Consider the following 18,344-nt stretch of genomic DNA (forward strand, 5'->3'; position numbering starts at 1 on the left):
CCTTTATCCGAAACGATTTATCGATATGGATGATCGACTTCTTCCTTGGCGTACGCCTGGATGATTTTTTGCACCAGGCTGTGGCGGACGACGTCTCCCTCCTGGAAGTGGATAAAAGCAACATCGGAAATCGGGCTCAAAATGCGCTCTGCCTCGCGCAGACCCGACTTTTTCCCTTTGGGCAAATCCACCTGGGTGACGTCACCCGTAATGACCATTTTGGAGCCGAACCCGAGACGAGTCAAAAACATTTTCATTTGCTCGGGAGTGGTGTTTTGCGCTTCATCCAAAATGACGAACGAGTCTTCCAGCGTGCGGCCGCGCATGTACGCCAGCGGTGCGACCTCGATCAGACCGCGCTCCATCATTTTGGCTACCTGTTCATTGCCCAGCATGTCGTACAGGGCATCGTAGAGAGGCCGCAGGTACGGGTCTACCTTTTCCTGCAAATCCCCAGGCAAAAATCCGAGACTTTCTCCCGCTTCCACAGCCGGCCGGGTCAGGACGATTCGCTTTACCCGCCCGTTTTTCAGCGCGTTAACCGCTGTGACGACAGCCAGATACGTCTTCCCTGTTCCTGCCGGTCCAATTCCGAAAACGATGTCTTTCTTTTTGATTGCCGATAAATAGTGGCGCTGCCCCAGTGTCTTCGCACGGATGATCTTGCCGCGCTGGGTGCGGGCGACTTCTTCATCGTACACTTCCAGCAGCTGGGCTGCCTCTCCCTGATTGCTGAGCATCATCGCGTACGAGATGTCGCGTTCAGACAGTGCCATCCCCCTGCGGATCAACTGCAGCAATATCCCGACCAGTTCGGCCAGCTTATCCACTTCCGGCTTGTCGCCTGAAATGACCAGCTCGCCTTCCCGCGTCATGATTTTGGCGGAACTGTTTTCTTCGATCAAGGTTAAGTACGCGTCCTGTGGTCCGAACAACAGCAGGGCCTCAGATGCGTCTGCAAACGGGATTCTTACCTCATCGTGTTGGTGCAACAGGCTTCCATCTCCTTGCAACGGTAATCAAAAAATACGTCACCGGTTGCCAGCTTCAGCCGGCGGCTGGGTCACTCCCACGATCGGCTGTTCAACGGCAATATCTTCAATGACGGAAAAATGAATGCTCAAGTAAACTTTACCATTCTCTGTAGTGCTGTGCAAAACTTTTTCGTCAGAAATCGTCGCATCCTTGCCAGCCTTGCGCAAGATGTCCTCTCTGGCGAAGCGTTTGGCCAGCTCCGTTGCTTCCTGCACACTAAGCCGGTACTGCACAGGCTCCGTCTCGGAAGCGTGTACCGTCTTCCAGCCAAGCGGGGAGATGAAGCCTGCGTACGAAGGAACAAAGCGCGATTCGGTCTGTTCAGCATGGGCAAACGTCTGCTTACTCCAGGGCCATACCTGGACAGCGTACGGCCCAACGAGCAAGTATTGCCGCTCCTGCTTCTCGCCGGTCAGCCGATACATCGTCTGGGTCAACGGGACGGAGACATCGCTGACGTACCACACTTCGCCTCTCACCTTGCCGCGCGCCGATACGGCCTGCTGTCGCGTTTCGTTGCCGATAATGCCGGAGATAAGCACTTGCCCCTTTTCCACGAGTTGGTTGACTGCCACCTGGCTTCGCCCGACTTCCGGCAAAATCGTGGAAATAACGGCCCGCTTCTTGGCCACCAGATGACGAGGGCTCGTCGGCAAGGGCTTGACCGGCGCATCTTTCTCCACGACCTGCAAGCGCACTTTTGTCCCTTGAATCTCTACGCCCACCCAGGTCACTTCAGGCAGCAAGCCCATCAGTTCTTTTTGCATGACGAGCGGTTCTTTTAGTTTGACCTTCCATGCCCCTTCTTTAATCCCGACCTTTTCTGCCGCTTGCAGCACCTTCTGCGGGTCCATATGGCGCGTGCCGCTGACCTCTACCGTCCAGACGAACGAAGACAGCATGTACAATCCGAGAAAAAAAAGAAACGCCCCGATAACCAGTCCGGCCCGCTTGCGCAATCGGATGAGCCAGAACGGCAAGCCCCCCCTGCCTTCCACATGGCTGCGACAGCCTGTCTCCCGAAGCAGCGGACGCAGTCGGACGTAATCGCGAATGAGAATGTCGCAGCGGGTCAGCTCCTCCCCTACCCGGCGAATATTCCAGATCCGAAATCCATTCCGTATGGCCATATTCAACAAGCGCTCGAACCGCTTCCCGCGCACCGTGATGGTGACATGGCCGTCCACCCACTCTTTCAGTCCGTTTCGCATGCAGCTTCCCCCTTCCTCATTGTTATGAGCCCTGCGGCCCGGTCTCCAGAAATTTTACGCCTCCGATTCTTCCTTCCAGCAGAACCTCCTCCGGCAAAATCGCCCGGATGACGAGTTGTTCGCCCGATACGATCATCTGCCCATTCGTGAGCAGCAAGCGAAGCTCTTTTTCGCTGAAATGCAAAACTCCGCGATGGTTTTCTATGTACATTTGCAAATGACCGATCATCGTGATGCGCGGGACCTCCAGGACAACATCTTGCGGCAGCTCCAAAACCCCTCCCGCCAGTTGGCGCAGACGGCGGCTCCAACGCTTCATGGATAAGCCCCCTCTCTTACTAGCGCTACTGCGCCGAATATGCTTCCTCTTTCGCTGCGGCAGCATAGGTACGGTGACCGTGCAAAACCGTTCTTACCTATGCGTATGCTCCTGGCGGGAATGTCATTCATAGGAATCGCTGCAGGCTGCCGCAGCTTTTGGAAACCTTGTCCGCCCCATGCGATTGCCACCATAGAACACAACTGCGCAAAAAGACCCTTGCCGCCATTTCAAAGAGCGACAAGGGTCTCGTCGGTTAATCGGTTATTGTTCATCCGGTGAAAGTGCTGCTGCTTCATTGCGTGTGACAAGCTTCCACTTCTTCATGACTCGCTTGACTTTTTCCGCCGTGCAGCCGCACGCAATCGCCGTCTCGTAGATGGATTTCTTTTCCACGTACACCAGCCGGATTACTTTTTGCCGGAAACGCCCCATTTTTTCAAACGCTTGTTGATTCATCGCGCGTCCTCTACTCCTTACTCGAGATTGAAACGTAATTCTATATCATCAGAATAGTCAAGCGCAAGAAACGGTACAAGACAAGTTATTCGCGATCTTTCGACAAAGACTTGCGCAAAAAGCTGCGAAGCAAAAAACAGGCACCCCGTATCATCCGGGCTGCCTGTCTTCCATGCGACTATTCGTTTCTTCGCGCGGCCGGAGAGCGATGCGGCGCTTTGGCGCGCGGTTCTCCGAAAATGATGGCCCACTTCATCCCTTCGCGGGGATCGAGGAACGGCGCAGACGAATCGGCTGTCTCCCGGACAGCGGGCGGCGGCGATACGCGCTCGCTCTTGGGCATTACAGAATGGTCCGGCTCTGCATACGCCCACTCCTGCTCGATCCCGACGCCTTCCAGCGATTCTTCGCGAGCCTCTGGCTCCTCTGGCTCATACCGGGATGAGAAGGGCTCCTGCTGACTCTCATCCCGCGCTTCCGGCAGAGGGAAGCCTCCGTTTTCCACCGGCGTCAGCACGCGGCGGGGCTTGCCTTGGGCCATCTTCCTGGAGCCCTTTCCGAAAATCTTGTACCCGATCCACGCCAGGATGAGCAGCCAGAACTTGCCGATCAGGAAAATCATCCAGCCTAGGAGAGTAAAGAGCAGATCGATGAGAGCATCCATGGCGATTGCCCTTATTCCTGTCCGCCAGGCGGCGTCGTTTTCGGTTTGTCGCTGCCTGCGCCGAACGATTGACGCATTTGCGTGTCAGCGGCAATGTTTTGCAGGTTGTAGTAGTCCATGACGCCCATTTTCCCGCTGGACAACGCCTCGGCAAGGGCGAGCGGCACTTGCGCTTCGGCTTCCACGACCTTGGCTTTCATTTCCTGTACGCGGGCTTTCATCTCCTGCTCGTGGGCGACTGCCATCGCGCGGCGTTCTTCGGCTTTAGCCTGGGCAATCCGCTTGTCTGCTTCTGCCTGGTCTGTCTGCAGCTGGGCACCGATGTTTTTGCCGACATCCACATCCGCGATGTCGATGGACAAAATTTCAAAAGCCGTCCCGGCATCGAGTCCTTTGTTCAAAACCGTCTTCGAGATGAGGTCAGGGTTTTCCAGCACGTCTTTGTGGCTGGTGGAAGAACCGATTGTCGAGACGATCCCTTCCCCGACACGGGCGATGATCGTCTCTTCGCCAGCCCCCCCGACCAGTCGGTCAATATTGGCGCGCACCGTCACCTTCGCCTTGGTCCGCAGTTCGATCCCGTCTTTCGCCATCGCAGCGACGATCGGAGTCTCGATCACTTTCGGGTTTACGCTCATTTGCACGGCTTCCAGTACGTCGCGTCCCGCCAGGTCAATGGCAGCCGCACGCTCGAAGCCGAGCGGAATATCCGCACGCTGTGCAGCTACGAGGGCATCGACGACCCGGTCTACGTTACCGCCTGCAAGGTAGTGGCTCTCCAGCTGGTTCGTATCCAGCTCCAGCCCTGCCTTGCGCGCCTTGATCAGCGGATTCACGATCCGCGACGGAATGACGCGGCGCAGACGCATGGCCACAAGCGTAATAATCCCGATGCGCACCCCCGATGCCAATGCCGAAACCCACAGCATGAAGGGGACGAACGAAAAAAATACCGACAGAACAATGATGGCTATTGCCAGCAGAAAAATAAGCGGAATCAATCCCGACATGTACGTCTCACTCCTTTTTTGCGAATTCTTGCTCCTGTACGACAATGCGCGTGCCTTCTACCTGGACCACGACGACAGGCGTACCTGCCGCTATATAGCCGCCTGCGCTCACGGCATCGACGCGTTTGCCATCCACTTTCACCATACCCGCTGGGCGAAGAGGAGTCAAGGCAACTCCCGCTTTGTTCATCAGGTGCCGCTGATCCTTCTGCGCGACGTAACCTTCTTCATTGCGCTGGACGTCTTTTAGAATGAACTTCCTGAACAATCCGTTCACCCCGAATCGTTTCACGAGCAGGACCGCGACAATCACCGTGATCAGTGCGGCGATGCCCAATGAGGCAAGTCCTTGCTGAGTGTCGTAGGCTGCCATAATCAATCCCGTCACGATGCTGATGAAGCCGATCGCTCCAACAATGCCTCCTGGCAAAAAAATCTCCAGGACCATCAATAAAATCCCGATGAGAAACAGTGCGATATGCAGCCAGTTGGCAAAGCCGGCGACAAAGTGTCCGAAGAAGTACAAGCCAAAGGAGACAAGCGAGACCGTACCTGCCACACCAAAGCCTGGTGCGAAAAGCTCCACCACAATGCCAACCAGTCCAACGATCAACAGCACGCTCATGACTACCGGGCTGGTCACCCATCTGGCGACGCGTTCACCTGCCGTAGGCTCAATCGTCTGAATGTCCGCAGCCTTCACGCCAAGCTGCTGGAACAGCTCTTCCTTATTGGCGACCAGGCGATCCGCATACCCGACTTTATGGGCGGTCAGGGCATCCAGCGAGAGCACCGTTCCCTTTCCTTTTAGCCCGGGAAAGTCTGTGTCAATCTCCACCATCGCCCGCGCCACTTCCGGGTTGCGGTTGTGCAACTTGGCTACGCCCTGCATTTGCTCGGACCAGGCGGAGATGATTTTCGCATTCGCCGCGTTTCCGGCCAGATCGATCGGCGCCGCTGCCCCCATGCTGCTGCCGGGGGTCATCACAATCTCAGTGGCATTTAAGGCAATGTAGGTCCCCGCCGAAAACGCCTGATTGTCAATATAGGCGACGACGTGCATCGGGGCTTCCCGAATCAGCTTGCCGATCTCGCCGGCTGCCCTCACTTCCCCGCCCGGCGTATTGATGTCGAGGATGACGAGGTCCGCATGCTGCTCCTCCGCCTCGGCGAAAGCCCTTTTCAGGAAGCTTTCCAACCCTCGCTCGATCGTGTTGTCAACGGGAATCCAGAACGCTTTTTGATAGGTCGCTGCGGCGGCTGTCTGGACGGACAAGCACATCATGAGACCAGCCAGCACGCTAAGCAGCGATAGCACGACCCGCAAGCGGCGCATGGCCTTCCAGGCAGTGTTCATCGATTTCCCTCCTCTCTACCACCAGCTTCAACGAATGGCTACTATGGTATACGGAATACAGAGAAAGGGGTTTCAAATTTTTTCATAAATAACCAAAAGAAAAAACCCAACCGCGGAACGGCTGGGTTTTCCTGTTCGTATCTATATGAGGTGTTTCTCGTCTACGATGGTAGTTCCTCAGATACAATCTTTTGCACGAGGCTTCCGTCAGCTCTGCCCTTCACCTTCGGCATGATCGCGCCCATTACTTTGCCCATCTCTTTTTTCGAGGTGGCATTGGTGGCAGCGATCGCTTCCCGAACGATTTCGCGTACTTCTGCTTCGCCAAGCTGAGCGGGTAAGTAAGCGGCGAGCACGTCCATCTCTTCGCGCGCTTTCGAGGCGAGGTCCACGCGGCCTGCCTTTTCAAATTCGTGGAGGGATTCACGGCGTTGTTTTAACTCACGAGTCAAGATGGTCAGCACTTCATCGTCAGACAAAAGTCTGCCTTGGTTAATCTCTTCATTCTTTAACGCGGCTTTCACCATGCGAATAACAGAGAGTTTGAGAGCAGCCTTGTCTTTCATTGCCTGTTTCATATCTTGATCGAGTCGCTCCATTACACTCATGATGGGCCCTCCGTCAATTAGTACTTGCGTTTGCGAGCTGCTTCGGATTTCTTCTTGCGTCTAATGCTTGGCTTCTCAAAGTGGCGACGTTTACGCAGCTCCGCCAACACCCCGGATTTTGCGCTCTCACGCTTGAAGCGGCGAAGTGCGCTATCCAAAGACTCGTTTTTCTTGACTCGAATTTCTGCCATTTGTCTTCCCTCCCTCCGCTAAAACCGTGGGACGCCTGAATCGAAACGTACGAACAGACTGTCACACTTCATTATAGGATAATTGACTGGAGAAGGTCAACCTTTAGTTCACTGTTCTTTATGAAAGCCTGCCAGCAGATGGTAATGAATGTGGAAGACTTCCTGCCCGCCTTCTTTGCCGCAGTTGTTGATCAGGCGAAATCCTTTCAGATCCAGTTTTGCCGCCAGCTTCTGGGCAACCGTGTGAATATGGCCGATCAGCGGCAAATCTTCAGCCTGCACATCCATGAGGGTAGGGATTGGCTTGCGCGGGATAATCAACAAATGTACCGGCGCTTGGGGAGCGATGTCGTGAATGACGATGACCTGCTCGTCCTCGTACTCCACGCGGGCAGGAATCTCGCCCTCCATGATTCTCGTAAAGATGCTTTTTTCCATTTCCGATCACCTTTCGTCTGCGTTTACAATCGTTTATGTAGCAAAAGATATTCCCATGATAGCGGACACTTCAAAGGAAAAGCAATCTCTTCGACAGCAAAATCCCCTTGCGGCGGCAAAGTGTGCGTGTTAGCATGGCTTCGAGGTTTGGACCTATTCCATCGCAAAAGGAGCTTGTGGACATGAAACCAATCGCATTGAAACATGCGGTCATCAAAGCGGAAGGGATGCTTGTCGCAGGCGATCCGGGCTTGCTTTTGTCTGCCGTTCACTTCGATACGCGCCAGCTAGCGCCCGGAGCCCTGTTCGTCGCCTTGACCACAGGCGCCAGAGACGGCCATGACTTTCTTCTGCAAGCTGCACAGCAAGGCGCCGTTGCAGCGCTGATCTCCGATGAAAGCAAGGTTCCGCAGGGCTTGCCACAAGGATTCGGGCTGATCCTGGTCAATGACACGCTGCGGGCTATGCAAAAGCTCGCAGCCGCATACCGCAAGGAGCTGACGATCCCGCATATCGCCGTCACTGGCAGCGTCGGCAAAACGACGGTCAAGGACATTGTCGCGCACGTGCTCGGGAGCCATTTTCCCGTCTATAAGACGTATAAAAACCTGAACAACCATATCGGCGTGCCGTACTCCCTGCTGCAGATCGAGGAAGAGCATCAAGCTGCCGTCCTGGAGCTGGGGATGAACCATGCGGGCGAAATCGACCTGATCGCTTCGCTCGTGAAGCCCGAGATCAGCGTCATTACCTACATAGCCGACTCGCACATTGAACATTTCGGCTCGCGGGAAAAAATCGCCCTCGCCAAAGCCGAACTGCTGCCTCACACGTCTTTGGACGGTCTCGTTCTCCTGAACGGCGACTCGGCGTACTTGCGCATGATCGCCCACCTTTATCCGGGGCAAATCTCCTTTTATTCGGTGGAAGGACCTGCCGACATCTGGGCAGAGGAGATCCGCTCCGCTGAAGACGGCATGCACTTTACGGTGTGCTTTGCTTCGGGAGAGCGCTTTGCCGCCTTCCTGCCGCTGTATGGCAAGCACAGCGTACTCAACGCCCTCCCGGCTGTCGCCATCGGCAAACGGCTCGGGATGAGCAACGCGCAGATCACCGACGCGCTCTCGACTGTCAAGCTGTCCGCCATGCGCTTCGAGCAAGTGAAGTCCGCGCACGGCCCGGTGTACATCAGCGATGCGTACAACGCCAGCCCGACGTCTATGAAAGCGGCCATCGGCACGTTTGCCGAGCTGTTCCCGGATCGGCAAAAGGTGCTGGTCCTCGCCGACATGTTTGAACTCGGCCCGGACAGCGACGCCATGCACGCCCAGGTTGGGGCATATGCAAATGGGCTGCGCGACCGTTTTTCCCTCCTGGTGACGGTCGGAGAATATTCCCGCCATATCAGCGACGCGTACGAAGGCGACAAACTGCACTTCGCGACCAAGGACGAAGCCGTCGCCGCTCTCCTGCCGCTGCGCGACGCCCGGCACGCCTTTTTGTTCAAGGCTTCCCACGGGATGGAGCTGTGGACGATCATCGGCGATCTGGAGAACCGGCCGTAGTCCCGCTTCACGCGACAAGACGCCGCTCCTGCGACTAGCGCAGAATAGCGGCGTCTTTTTACTCCTCCCACAAGCGCGTGACGTCCTTCAAGGCATCCCCGTCAAAGGTCAGCCTGTACACATCAGGCTGGGTCGTCTGCTTCCAGAACGCGAAATCGTACCATTCGTCGAAGTGACCCATGATGAGTGTCATGATGGGCTCACTCCGTTCCTCACCCTCAATATTTTTCGGAGGCGACGTACGAGTCATTTTCAATCACTTGATAAAAATGAGACAGCTTTTCCGGTGCAAAATCGGAAAAGTGAATGGATGACCAGTCCGCGACGTAAAATGATTTGCCGTCTTTGGCCCAGCCGATCAGGCGTACGTTGTCCTTTTTGCTCAAGAACGGACTGTACTGGCTCGCGCCCACTCCGCCAAAGGGAAGTGAGTATTTCGGCGCTTCGCGATAATACTGGAGAATACAATAGGCATCCTGGCTGTTGGATGGGCGGAAAAATTTCTCAGCAGCAAAGGCGTGACCGGCAGGAGACCAGGAGAGGAAGCTCAAGTTTCCTTCCGTGATCGGCTGCGCCTGCTTTAGCAGCATCACCTTTTTCCCCGTCTGCAAATCCAGCAGGTACTCTTCCTTCTCCGTCATCACATACCGGTACTTCATGTCCGCTGAATACGAAGGAAACGAAGTCAGCTTGTGCACATACTTCAATCCTGTCGGCAGATCCAGTTCCTTGATTCCACCCTGCGTGCAGTAGAACAGCTTTTTCGAGGTAGGCAGCCAGTAGAATTGCTCCTCGCCTCGCGAAGCGGGAGGCTCCCAGGCAAAGCGGTCGTTGATTTTCATCTTGCCTGTCGGCAGGTGCTGCAGGTACAGATGAGTCGCCGTGCCGTGGTCGACGCTTTCCAAATCTTTGCGCAGAAAGGCCATGTACTGCTCATCCGGCGAAACGAGAAAATCGAGCACGGGATATTGCGGATCGGCTGCGACGAGCACAGACTTCGTGCCATCTGCCGGATTTACCAGGATGATGCCCCCTTTTTCCAGGATGTAGAGCATGTCCCGTTTCGGCGACCATTTGGCAAAACCGCTTAGCTGCGTGAGCTTTTTGGTCTGCAGGTTGTACAGGTAAGGCACCGTGGGATCGGTCTTGCCGTAGCCGATGCGCTCGGCATACAGGTAGCGCCCGGATGGTGAGATGGCGCCCCTGTGCATGTAAGGCAGCTGTGCCACAACTTTTTTGGAAGTGCCGTCGGCGGCGATCTGGTAGATGACGGACGGCTCATGAGTCTGTTGGACAGTCTGGTCTGCCGCGGCAGCTCCTGCCGGCAGGACAGAGCCAAGCAAGCCCAGCGTGAGGAAGCACGCGAAAACAGCTCGTTTCACTCAAAACACTCTCCTGATTAACGGAATAGCTTGAAGGTATGACCATTATTTGACGACACACAGGTGCCTTTTGTTGCGGCCGACTTTTCCCAAAATGGGCGAGTAGGCATGAGAAATGGCAACGATGCAGCATACTGAACACGCAGAAAAGGATGCCCTCATGCTGGCATCCTTTTCTGTCTCCTATGGTAACGCGGCGGGCAGCGATTCACTCCAGCTCTTCCGCTTCCACGATATTGCGCTGTTTGTCCGCGTGGCGCTCCAGCCCCAACTGGACCAGCCTGTCGATCAGTTCGCTGTAGCTGATGCCGGATGCCTGGAACAGCATCGGATACATGCTGAACGGGGTAAAGCCCGGCATCGTGTTGACCTCGTTGATGTACAGCTTGTCGTTTTGCTCATCCCAGAAAAAGTCCACGCGCGAAAGGCCAGAGCCGTCCAGGACTTGGAAAGCCTTCTTGGCAATCTCGGCGATTTGGGTGGACACGTGCTCAGGTATATTCGCCGGAATGGCCAGCTCTGTTCCGGCCCCTTTGTATTTCGCTTCGTAGTCGTAAAATTCTTTCGCCGCGATGATCTCCCCGACTACGGAAGTAATCGGCTCTTCGTTGCCCAGCACGCCGATTTCCAGTTCGCGGGCGTTTACGAATTCCTCAACGATCAGCCGACGGTCGTACTTGGCAGCAATGTCGAGGGCGTGCGCCAGCTCTTCCCGGTTTTTCGCCTTGTTGATGCCGACGCTGGAGCCCATATTGGCAGGCTTCACGAAGCAAGGATAGCCGAGCTCCTGCTCGATTTTGTCCATACTCTCTTCCCGCTGTTTCTCCCATTGCGAGCGAAGCAGGCCGACGTATTTCACCTGCGGCAACCCCGCCTGGGCAAAGACCGTTTTCATCATCCATTTGTCCATGCCGACCGCAGATGCCATCACACCCGTCCCTACGTACGGCAAGTTCGCCAGCTCCAATAGCCCTTGTATAGTACCATCTTCTCCGTTCGGTCCGTGGACCACCGGAAAGATCACATCCACCTGCTGACCGATTGAAAACAGGGAAGCAGGCTTGGAGGAAGGAACCAATTGCTGTCCTGTCGAGTCGTTGTCTGCCGTGATCTCTTTGTTGCCTGGCGACAGCCTGAGTGCATCGATTCGCTCTGGCAATTGTCCGGCGATCGCATCCCCTTTCACCCATGAGCCATCCAGCTGAACGTAAATAGGCGTCACTTCATACCTGTTCGCGTCCACCGCCTTCATGACGGACAGGGCCGTGCGCAAGGAAACCTCATGCTCCGAGGATTTCCCACCGTAAATGATACCCAGACGAATCTTCCCGTTTCCCATCTTCCTTACTCCTTTCCTCTCTGCTGCGGCAGAGAGCCTGCCGAAGTATCTTTCTCTCCCATGCTATGCAAAAGCCCAGCTTTTGCTCTTTTTACCGGGCCAAGCCCACCACTCAGCATACACAAACCGCCCCCCGATTTCAAGCGATTCACCTATGGACGCCATCCGTCATATCATGGCATATAAACTTCCTTTCATGGAGCTATTTATGTTGGGGGGATGTCCATGAGAGATTATCTGGTCTACTGCACGTACTGCTCGAGCTATACGCTCTTGCACAGCTATGACAAAGACAGCGGGTCATTTTTAGGAGAATACTCCCTCTTGCACAACAATTACACGCGAAATGCCGTCATTCTGAACAAATTTCTGCTCGCTCATCTCGGCCACGCCATCCGCCCCATTCCCTCCCAGACGGAAGACTACCGCAACATCATTTGCACCGCTTCGCACTTTCTGGAAAACGACATCGACAAATACGTCGAGGAAAGCCTGGAAAAGCGGAAGTACAGCGAACGTGACCGGCGAAGCGAGCGGGAAATCGGGCAAGTGCAACTGTATTTGGTCGAACACCTGCTGACCCACGAGCTGCAAATGATGTCGCAGGCTCGAGCTGCTACGCCGGCAGAAGGACAAGTATTGCTGGGCAAGGAACTGGGGTTAAAACAGTCCCTGGAGCTGGTCCGCCGGGTCAGAAGCGACAAGCAATTCGCGTGAGTTTGCAGGCAAAAGAACCCCCGTAGCCAAATTACGGGGGATTGTTTTGCTCCTATTTCCGATCCCGCACTTCAAAGATCGCAAATTTCAAGTAATGCGCCTCGTCCGCGCCAGTGATCTGCGGGTGGTCTTTGCCTGCTCCCCGCCACTCGATCAGGCGGAGAATCTTTTTCGCGTCCACAGCCGCCTCCTGGATGGTGTCGAGGAACAGCTCGGGCGACATGTGGTACGAGCACGATGCCGTCACGAGGAAGCCTCCCGGACGCACCAGCTTCATACCGTTCAGGTTGATGTCCTTGTAACCGCGAATGGCGCCTTTGACGGCTCCCCGCGATTTGGCGAAGGCTGGCGGGTCGAGGATGACGACATCCCAGCTGCGGCCGGCTTCGACGCTCTCGCGCAAGTAATCAAAGGCATTGGCTACCACAAATTGTACGCGGTGCAAATAGCCGTTCAAGGTGATGTTGCGCTTCGCCGTCTCGATGGCGTGCTCGGAAATGTCCAGGGCCGTCACCTTTTTCGCGCCGTGTTTGCAGGCATTCAGCGTAAATGAGCCTGTATGGGTAAAGCACTCCAGCACTTCGGCGCCGTCCCAGAACGGATTTTTCACGACCTTTCCCCGTTTGTCTACCGGGACGAGCTTTTGCTCGCCGTCTACATCGACTGATTGCAGCGAGATGCCATGCTTTTCTCCCCATCCCTTCATCAGCGGGGCGATGGACGCGCGATTTTCCCGCTGGTCGTAGAAAAATCCGGTCTTTTGTCCTTCCACGATGTCTACGTAATACTTCAGTCCATTTTCCTCGATCAGGACTTCACGCGGGCACTCCCCGTACAGGACTCCCTTCCCCTGGTCCAGACCTTCGAGCTTTCGCACCGGCACGTCATTGCGCAAATAGATGCCGACTGGCGCAAAGACTTCCACCAGCGCGTCGCGAATCCAGTCGAGTCGCAGCTCCATTCCGAGCGACAGCACCTGCACGACGAGCACGTCCTCGTACCGGTCCACGATAAGGCCTGGCAAAAAGTCGGCTTCGCCGTAGATGACCCTGCAGGCGCGCGGGTTGTCTACAAAGCGCGTGCGGAACTGGGCGGCCTGCCTGATTTTTCGCAGGAAGAAAGCGTAGTCGATCTCTTCGTTCGGATCGTAGCTCAAGATGCGGACGATCATCTGGGATGCGGGGTTGATGTAGCCTTTTGCGAGAAAATGGCCTTTGTGGTTGGTCACTTCCACGATTTCTCCCGGTTGAACGTCTCCCTGAATTTCCAGCACTTCTGATTGGAAAACCCACGGATGGCCGGATTCCAGCCGTTTTTTTCGATGTTGATTCAAATAGACTCTTGCCACAGTTATGGAGCCTCCTTGTCATGCTCGTCTCGGTACAGGCATAGCGTATAAGTATCGTCAGAAATTTTCCTCTCCGTTCGGGGAGGGCGCATGTATGTCCAGGGAAGGAGGATTTTGCTTTGTGATCGTGTCCATCCTCGCCCCGTTCACCTTTGGGCTTAGCTTGTTTCTGTGCGGTATGTATGCCATGCGGGCCGGCTTTCAAAACCTCGCCGGCAAAAAAATGGAACAGTGGATGGGCAGGTTTACCCAGACGCCTGTCCACAGCTTTTGGATGGGGCTTTTGTCCACCTTTGTCCTGCAAAGCTCCAGCGCTGTCACTGTACTGACAATCGGGCTGACCAACGCCCGAATCATCGGGTTCACGCAGACGGTCGGCATTATTCTCGGTACGAATCTCGGCACGACCGTCACGACTGAGCTGATCGCCCTCAAGCTGGAATCATTTGCCATCCCCATGCTCCTGATCGGAACAGCTCTTTGGCTCATGCCGCGGCGCAACATTCGCTGCACGGGCCTCGTCGTCGCAGGCTTCGGGCTGATTTTTCTTGGAATCGACATCTTGAAGCTGATGGGAGCGCCGCTGGAACAGTCGCAGACGTTCCGCTCGCTGTTCATGGAGAGCCGCCACTCGATCGGGGTCGGGCTGCTCACCGGAATCATTTTTACCGGATTGATCCACAGCGGGTCAGCTACTACCGTCATCACGATGGGGCTCCTCTCGCACGGCGTCCTGTCCATGGAGACTGCACTGGCCATCGTGCTGGGGGCGAACATCGGCACCTGCTTTACCGCCGTTATCGCCAGTATCGGCACTAATACCGCCTCCAAGCAAGTGGCGTGGTGCCACACGCTGTTCAACGTCGCAGGCGCCATTGTCTTTTTGCCCCTTCTCCCACAGCTTGCCCTGGTCAGTGCCCTTTTAACGAGTAACCCTTCCATGCAGATCGCCCATTCTCAAACGATCTTCAACCTGATCTGCTCCCTGGTCGCGCTGCCGTTCACCAGCCAAATCGCCGCCTTCATCCAGTGGCTCATTCCGGACAAGCGAAAACGAGCCTAGACAGACGGGCTTTGTCAAAAAGAAAAGGGAATCAAATAAATCGAGGTAATGACGCCTGCCACGATCATCGCCACGCTGGAAGCCGCTGTCTGTACAGGGGAAATCCGGTTCAGGCTGGCCGTTCCGATGGCATGGGCACTCGTGCCTACGGCGATACCGATGGCCCAGTCTTCCCGGATGCCGCCCCACTTCAGGACAGGGCGCGCGATCAACACCCCGATCATTCCCGTCAAAGCCGTAAATAAAGCAGTCAATGCGGGCACCCCGCCGACAGAGCGGGACAGCTCGATGGCAATCGGCGTCGTCACCGATTTGCTAACCATGCTTTTTACGAGCAGCTCATCAGAACCAAGGCACCAGTGGATGGCGTAAACGACGAAGATCGCCGCCGCACTCCCGACGGCCACGCCGAGCAGGACGCCTTTCCAGATCTGGGCGAATTCCTTGATCTGCTTGGCCAGCGGAACCGCCAGCGCGACGGTAGCCGGGCCCAGCCAGAAAGAAATCCACTGGCCGCCGGCTGCAAATGCCTCCCAGTCGCCGCTGACCAGCCACCACAAGAGGCCGACGACAACGACCGCCACGATGAGGGGCTGGAGCCGCGGAAGGCGTGCCGTGATCGCGGTCGCTCCCCTGTAGCCGATGAGCGTCACAACGATCGCAAACAGCTGACTAAGCATCGATGGCCCTCCCTTCCTGTTTCATGGAAGGCTCCACAAGCTTTTGCTGACGCTGCAAATACCATTGAACCACGCGCCCGGCAACCAGCATGACCACCAGCGGACCGAGCACCATAGAGAGAACGATCGTCCACGGCGCTTTGACGATCCAGCCCATGTACGAGCCGACACCTACAATGATCGGGACAAAAAACAGCATCATATGCCGCACCAGAAAAACGCTCGCTTGCTCGACCCACTCCATACGAATCCAACCCGTACACAGGCACAGCGTCAAAAGCAGCATCCCCAGCAAATTGCCCGGCAATGGTATTTGCAGCCATCTGTTCATCAGTGTGCCCGCTGCGTAAAAGACGAGCAGGATCAATACGCCCTGGACGATCTTCATCCCAGCTCCCCCCTATTTCTCCCTCGAGCTTCTCTTCCCAGAATACCGATCTACTATAAAAAGTATAAAAAGCCCGGCCCATCCTTGGCCAGGCTTTTCTAGCTCCTAGTAACCGCTGCCTGTCGTCTTCGCTCCTGTGACGATGGAAACGCCAGAGCTGGTTCCAATGCGGGTCGCACCGGCTGAAATCATCGCCGCAGCCGCTTCCGCATCGCGTACGCCGCCCGAAGCCTTGACACCGATATCAGGACCTACTGTCTTGCGCATCAGCGCGATATCTTCGACTGTCGCTCCCCCTGGCCCGAAGCCGGTGGACGTCTTCACGTAGTCGGCTCCTGCTTCAACGCACAGCTTGCAAGCAATTTCTTTCTCTTCGTCTGTCAAAAGCCCGGTTTCCAGGATGACCTTGAGCAGCACAGAGCCTGCTGCTTCTTTGACCGCAGCCACATCGCGCTTGACAGTCTCCAGATCGCCGGATTTCAACGCGCCGATGTTCAGCACCATGTCTACCTCGGTCGCCCCGTTCGCGATGGCGTCGCGCGTTTCCGCCGCTTTCACCTCTGGCGTATTCGCTCCCAGAGGAAAGCCGATCACCGTGCAGACTTTCACGTCCGTACCCGCCAGCAATTGGGCGGAACGCTTCACCCAGTATGGATTGACGCAAACCGATGCGAAGTCGTGTTCTTTTGCTTCCGCGCACAGCTTATCGATCATGTCCGCCGTCGCTTCCGGCTTTAACAAGGTATGGTCGATATATTTATTGATATTCACCCGTTACACCTCTATCCCTAATTGTTGGAATGCCAAGAGGAACACATTGTCGTTGTTGCGATAGCCGCGCGCCTGCTGGAGCTCCCATGCTTCCGCTGCCGGATGCCAGTGGACATCGTTGATCTCCTCCAGCTGCACGGTGATCTCGGTATTGTACGCCTCGACCAGATAGTAGTGGACTTCCTTGTCGACGTGCTCGCCTGTCACCGGATGCTGGTAGACATACGTGATCGTGTCCAGCTTGGCACCCAAGCGGCCGGCCACGCCCGTCTCTTCCAAAACTTCTCGCAACGCCGTCTCCTCGATCGTCTCGCCGATCTCCTGCTTTCCTTTTGCCAGCGTCACCTTGCCATAGCGGTCTTCGATCAGGAGGAGCATGTAGACTCCATCCTGCTCGCGATATACGACCCCTCCTGCCGAAATTTCCTTCATATGGCTCGCTCCTTCAAAAGGGGCAGCTGCTCATCTTCCAGCACACGAACGAAGGTCCCTTTGCAGTATTCAGAGCCTGGTTCATCCAGTCGCACCTTGCAAATTTTTCCGATCATGCTCTCATCGCCGGGGAAGACGACGTTGAGGTAGTTGTCGGAGTAACCCATCAAGAGGCCGCTCTCCGGCGCTTCCTTGTACGGACGCTCCGGAATGACCTCCAGCACGTCGCCGACAAACTGCGAGGAGTAGGCGAGCGTGAGCTGTTGGTTCAGCTCGAGCAGCCTGGTGACGCGCTCGTGCTTGACTTCTTCCGGAATCTGGTCGGTCATGCGGGCAGCCGGTGTGCCGGTGCGCATGGAGTACGGGAACACGTGCAGCTCGGCAAAGCCGATCTTTTTGATAAACTCGTAGCCGTTCATGAACTGCTCCTCGGTCTCTCCCGGGAAGCCGACGATGACGTCCGTCGTGATCGCCACGCCTGGCAGGGCCTCGCGCACTTTCACCATTTTTTCGTAGAATTCTGCTGTTGTATACTTGCGGCGCATGCGTTTCAGCACATCGTCATCGCCCGCCTGCAAGGGCACGTGCAGATGGCGCACGACACGGTCGGAATGGTTGATGACTTCGATCACTTCATCGGTGATCTGGCTCGCTTCGATCGAGCTGATGCGGATGCGTTTCAGTCCGTCTACTTGATGCAAGTCAACCAGCAGCTTGGCGAGGTTGTAGTCTTCCAGATCTTCGCCGTAGCCTCCGGTGTGAATCCCGGTCAGCACGATCTCCAGATAGCCTGCCTCTACCAGCTTTTTCGCCTGTTCCACGACGCTCTCCGGCTTGCGGGAGCGCATCAGTCCGCGCGCCCAGGGAATGATGCAGAACGTGCAGAAGTTGTTGCAGCCTTCCTGAATTTTCAGGGAAGCGCGCGTGCGGTCCGTAAAATTGGGAACGTCCAGTTCCTCGAATTCACGGGCTTTCATGATGTTTCCGACGGCGTTGATCGGCTGCCGCTCCGCTTTGATCTGGTTCACATATTCGAGCAGCTTTTCCCGCCCTTGCGTCCCTACGATAATGTCGACACCAGGGATTTGCGCGATCTCACCCGGAGAAGTTTGCGCATAGCAGCCCGTCACGGCGACGATCGCGTCCGGATTGCGGCGGATCGCCCTGCGGATCACCTGGCGGCTCTTTTTATCTCCTGTATTGGTAACGGTGCACGTATTGATGACGTAGACGTCGGCTTCATCCTGCTCAAAGTCGACGCGCTCGTAGCCTTCGTTTTTAAACAGCTGCCAGATCGCTTCTGTTTCATAGCTGTTTACTTTACAGCCCAATGTATGAAAAGCAACGGTAGACATTGCGATTCCTCC

Annotated in this window: 22 protein-coding genes; 3 read left to right on the forward strand and 19 right to left on the reverse strand. The window is 55.8% G+C overall.

Annotation, left to right across the window (positions count from 1 at the left end; translation table 11 throughout):
- Positions 1-17: 17 nt before the first annotated feature.
- The 10 genes from ACFSO0_RS06995 to ACFSO0_RS07040 all read right to left on the reverse strand — a co-directional run bounded on the left by ACFSO0_RS06995 (position 18) and on the right by ACFSO0_RS07040 (position 7,292).
- Positions 18-992 (reverse strand): PhoH family protein, encoded by a 975-nt coding sequence (locus ACFSO0_RS06995; protein WP_376878303.1) that lies wholly within the window; start codon positions 990-992, stop codon positions 18-20.
- Between the two features lie 39 nt (positions 993-1,031).
- Positions 1,032-2,246, reverse strand: coding sequence for a sporulation protein YqfD (gene yqfD / locus ACFSO0_RS07000; protein ID WP_376878306.1), 1,215 nt, complete (start codon positions 2,244-2,246; stop codon positions 1,032-1,034).
- 22 nt (positions 2,247-2,268) lie between these two features.
- Positions 2,269-2,565 carry a sporulation protein YqfC gene (gene yqfC / locus ACFSO0_RS07005; RefSeq protein WP_055743267.1) on the reverse strand — a complete coding sequence of 99 codons (297 nt, stop codon included), beginning with the start codon at positions 2,563-2,565 and terminating at the stop codon, positions 2,269-2,271.
- Positions 2,566-2,829: 264 nt separating this feature from the next.
- The gene (locus ACFSO0_RS07010; RefSeq protein ID WP_376878310.1) at positions 2,830-3,024 is read right to left on the reverse strand and encodes a sigma-70 RNA polymerase sigma factor region 4 domain-containing protein; all 195 of its coding nucleotides are present in this window, start codon (positions 3,022-3,024) and stop codon (positions 2,830-2,832) included.
- A gap of 178 nt (positions 3,025-3,202) precedes the next feature.
- Entirely contained in the window at positions 3,203-3,688 is a 486-nt protein-coding gene (locus tag ACFSO0_RS07015) for a hypothetical protein (protein WP_376878313.1), read from the reverse strand.
- An 11-nt stretch (positions 3,689-3,699) separates the two neighbouring features.
- Complete coding sequence (gene floA / locus ACFSO0_RS07020) at positions 3,700-4,698, reverse strand: flotillin-like protein FloA (RefSeq protein ID WP_376878316.1); 999 nt, start codon at positions 4,696-4,698, stop codon at positions 3,700-3,702.
- Positions 4,699-4,705: 7 nt separating this feature from the next.
- On the reverse strand, positions 4,706-6,055 hold the full coding sequence (locus ACFSO0_RS07025) for an NfeD family protein (RefSeq protein WP_376878319.1): 1,350 nt from the start codon (positions 6,053-6,055) through the stop codon (positions 4,706-4,708).
- Between the two features lie 161 nt (positions 6,056-6,216).
- Positions 6,217-6,663: a GatB/YqeY domain-containing protein gene (locus ACFSO0_RS07030; protein ID WP_376878321.1), complete on the reverse strand. Its 447-nt coding sequence runs from the start codon at positions 6,661-6,663 to the stop codon at positions 6,217-6,219.
- Between the two features lie 17 nt (positions 6,664-6,680).
- Positions 6,681-6,854, reverse strand: coding sequence for a 30S ribosomal protein S21 (gene rpsU, locus ACFSO0_RS07035; RefSeq protein ID WP_376878324.1), 174 nt, complete (start codon positions 6,852-6,854; stop codon positions 6,681-6,683).
- A gap of 108 nt (positions 6,855-6,962) precedes the next feature.
- Complete coding sequence (locus ACFSO0_RS07040) at positions 6,963-7,292, reverse strand: histidine triad nucleotide-binding protein (RefSeq protein ID WP_376878327.1); 330 nt, start codon at positions 7,290-7,292, stop codon at positions 6,963-6,965.
- Positions 7,293-7,474: 182 nt separating this feature from the next.
- Between ACFSO0_RS07040 and ACFSO0_RS07045 the strand changes: the two genes are divergently transcribed.
- The gene (locus ACFSO0_RS07045) at positions 7,475-8,857 is read left to right on the forward strand and encodes a UDP-N-acetylmuramoyl-tripeptide--D-alanyl-D-alanine ligase (RefSeq protein ID WP_376878330.1); all 1,383 of its coding nucleotides are present in this window, start codon (positions 7,475-7,477) and stop codon (positions 8,855-8,857) included.
- A gap of 58 nt (positions 8,858-8,915) precedes the next feature.
- Here the strand turns inward: ACFSO0_RS07045 and ACFSO0_RS07050 are convergent, their stop codons facing one another.
- The 3 genes from ACFSO0_RS07050 to ACFSO0_RS07060 form a co-directional block, all read right to left on the reverse strand.
- Positions 8,916-9,050 (reverse strand): hypothetical protein, encoded by a 135-nt coding sequence (locus ACFSO0_RS07050; RefSeq protein WP_376878332.1) that lies wholly within the window; start codon positions 9,048-9,050, stop codon positions 8,916-8,918.
- A 25-nt stretch (positions 9,051-9,075) separates the two neighbouring features.
- Complete coding sequence (locus tag ACFSO0_RS07055) at positions 9,076-10,239, reverse strand: TolB-like translocation protein (protein WP_376878335.1); 1,164 nt, start codon at positions 10,237-10,239, stop codon at positions 9,076-9,078.
- 208 nt (positions 10,240-10,447) lie between these two features.
- Positions 10,448-11,578 carry a D-alanine--D-alanine ligase gene (locus ACFSO0_RS07060; RefSeq protein WP_376878338.1) on the reverse strand — a complete coding sequence of 377 codons (1,131 nt, stop codon included), beginning with the start codon at positions 11,576-11,578 and terminating at the stop codon, positions 10,448-10,450.
- 225 nt (positions 11,579-11,803) lie between these two features.
- Here ACFSO0_RS07060 and ACFSO0_RS07065 point away from each other — a divergent pair, with 225 nt between their 5' ends.
- The gene (locus tag ACFSO0_RS07065) at positions 11,804-12,295 is read left to right on the forward strand and encodes a hypothetical protein (RefSeq protein ID WP_376878341.1); all 492 of its coding nucleotides are present in this window, start codon (positions 11,804-11,806) and stop codon (positions 12,293-12,295) included.
- A 52-nt stretch (positions 12,296-12,347) separates the two neighbouring features.
- Here the strand turns inward: ACFSO0_RS07065 and ACFSO0_RS07070 are convergent, their stop codons facing one another.
- On the reverse strand, positions 12,348-13,643 hold the full coding sequence (locus ACFSO0_RS07070) for a class I SAM-dependent rRNA methyltransferase (RefSeq protein ID WP_376878344.1): 1,296 nt from the start codon (positions 13,641-13,643) through the stop codon (positions 12,348-12,350).
- 121 nt (positions 13,644-13,764) lie between these two features.
- Between ACFSO0_RS07070 and ACFSO0_RS07075 the strand changes: the two genes are divergently transcribed.
- Positions 13,765-14,706: a Na/Pi cotransporter family protein gene (locus ACFSO0_RS07075; protein ID WP_376878347.1), complete on the forward strand. Its 942-nt coding sequence runs from the start codon at positions 13,765-13,767 to the stop codon at positions 14,704-14,706.
- 14 nt (positions 14,707-14,720) lie between these two features.
- Here the strand turns inward: ACFSO0_RS07075 and ACFSO0_RS07080 are convergent, their stop codons facing one another.
- From ACFSO0_RS07080 to mtaB, 5 genes are all read right to left on the reverse strand, one after another.
- Positions 14,721-15,386 (reverse strand): LrgB family protein, encoded by a 666-nt coding sequence (locus tag ACFSO0_RS07080; protein WP_376878350.1) that lies wholly within the window; start codon positions 15,384-15,386, stop codon positions 14,721-14,723.
- A complete protein-coding gene (locus ACFSO0_RS07085) occupies positions 15,379-15,774 on the reverse strand; it encodes a CidA/LrgA family protein (protein ID WP_376878353.1) in 396 nt (131 codons plus the stop codon). Before ACFSO0_RS07085 ends, ACFSO0_RS07080 begins: the two co-directional genes overlap by 8 nt.
- 105 nt (positions 15,775-15,879) lie before the next feature.
- Positions 15,880-16,545 (reverse strand): deoxyribose-phosphate aldolase, encoded by a 666-nt coding sequence (gene deoC / locus ACFSO0_RS07090; protein ID WP_376878356.1) that lies wholly within the window; start codon positions 16,543-16,545, stop codon positions 15,880-15,882.
- A gap of 3 nt (positions 16,546-16,548) precedes the next feature.
- Positions 16,549-16,977 (reverse strand): NUDIX hydrolase, encoded by a 429-nt coding sequence (locus ACFSO0_RS07095; RefSeq protein ID WP_376878359.1) that lies wholly within the window; start codon positions 16,975-16,977, stop codon positions 16,549-16,551.
- Positions 16,974-18,332 carry a tRNA (N(6)-L-threonylcarbamoyladenosine(37)-C(2))-methylthiotransferase MtaB gene (gene mtaB, locus ACFSO0_RS07100; RefSeq protein WP_376878362.1) on the reverse strand — a complete coding sequence of 453 codons (1,359 nt, stop codon included), beginning with the start codon at positions 18,330-18,332 and terminating at the stop codon, positions 16,974-16,976. The genes ACFSO0_RS07095 and mtaB overlap by 4 nt, the downstream gene beginning before the upstream one ends.
- Positions 18,333-18,344: the final 12 nt, after the last annotated feature.

The sequence above is a fragment of the Brevibacillus sp. GCM10020057 genome (assembly GCF_042683565.1).
Lineage (GTDB): Bacteria > Bacillota > Bacilli > Brevibacillales > Brevibacillaceae > Brevibacillus.

Coding starts and splice junctions, on each gene's coding strand:
- floA (WP_376878316.1), bottom strand. CDS start 4,698: ATGTCGGGATTGATTCCGCTTATTTTTCTGCTGGCAATAGCCATCATT.
- ACFSO0_RS07045 (WP_376878330.1), top strand. CDS start 7,475: ATGAAACCAATCGCATTGAAACATGCGGTCATCAAAGCGGAAGGGATG.
- ACFSO0_RS07015 (WP_376878313.1), bottom strand. CDS start 3,688: ATGGATGCTCTCATCGATCTGCTCTTTACTCTCCTAGGCTGGATGATT.
- yqfD (WP_376878306.1), bottom strand. CDS start 2,246: ATGCGAAACGGACTGAAAGAGTGGGTGGACGGCCATGTCACCATCACG.
- ACFSO0_RS07065 (WP_376878341.1), top strand. CDS start 11,804: ATGAGAGATTATCTGGTCTACTGCACGTACTGCTCGAGCTATACGCTC.
- ACFSO0_RS07080 (WP_376878350.1), bottom strand. CDS start 15,386: ATGCTTAGTCAGCTGTTTGCGATCGTTGTGACGCTCATCGGCTACAGG.
- mtaB (WP_376878362.1), bottom strand. CDS start 18,332: ATGTCTACCGTTGCTTTTCATACATTGGGCTGTAAAGTAAACAGCTAT.
- rpsU (WP_376878324.1), bottom strand. CDS start 6,854: ATGGCAGAAATTCGAGTCAAGAAAAACGAGTCTTTGGATAGCGCACTT.
- ACFSO0_RS07095 (WP_376878359.1), bottom strand. CDS start 16,977: ATGAAGGAAATTTCGGCAGGAGGGGTCGTATATCGCGAGCAGGATGGA.
- ACFSO0_RS07050 (WP_376878332.1), bottom strand. CDS start 9,050: ATGACACTCATCATGGGTCACTTCGACGAATGGTACGATTTCGCGTTC.
- yqfC (WP_055743267.1), bottom strand. CDS start 2,565: ATGAAGCGTTGGAGCCGCCGTCTGCGCCAACTGGCGGGAGGGGTTTTG.
- ACFSO0_RS07025 (WP_376878319.1), bottom strand. CDS start 6,055: ATGAACACTGCCTGGAAGGCCATGCGCCGCTTGCGGGTCGTGCTATCG.
- ACFSO0_RS07030 (WP_376878321.1), bottom strand. CDS start 6,663: ATGAGTGTAATGGAGCGACTCGATCAAGATATGAAACAGGCAATGAAA.
- ACFSO0_RS07040 (WP_376878327.1), bottom strand. CDS start 7,292: ATGGAAAAAAGCATCTTTACGAGAATCATGGAGGGCGAGATTCCTGCC.
- ACFSO0_RS07085 (WP_376878353.1), bottom strand. CDS start 15,774: ATGAAGATCGTCCAGGGCGTATTGATCCTGCTCGTCTTTTACGCAGCG.
- ACFSO0_RS07010 (WP_376878310.1), bottom strand. CDS start 3,024: ATGAATCAACAAGCGTTTGAAAAAATGGGGCGTTTCCGGCAAAAAGTA.
- ACFSO0_RS07060 (WP_376878338.1), bottom strand. CDS start 11,578: ATGGGAAACGGGAAGATTCGTCTGGGTATCATTTACGGTGGGAAATCC.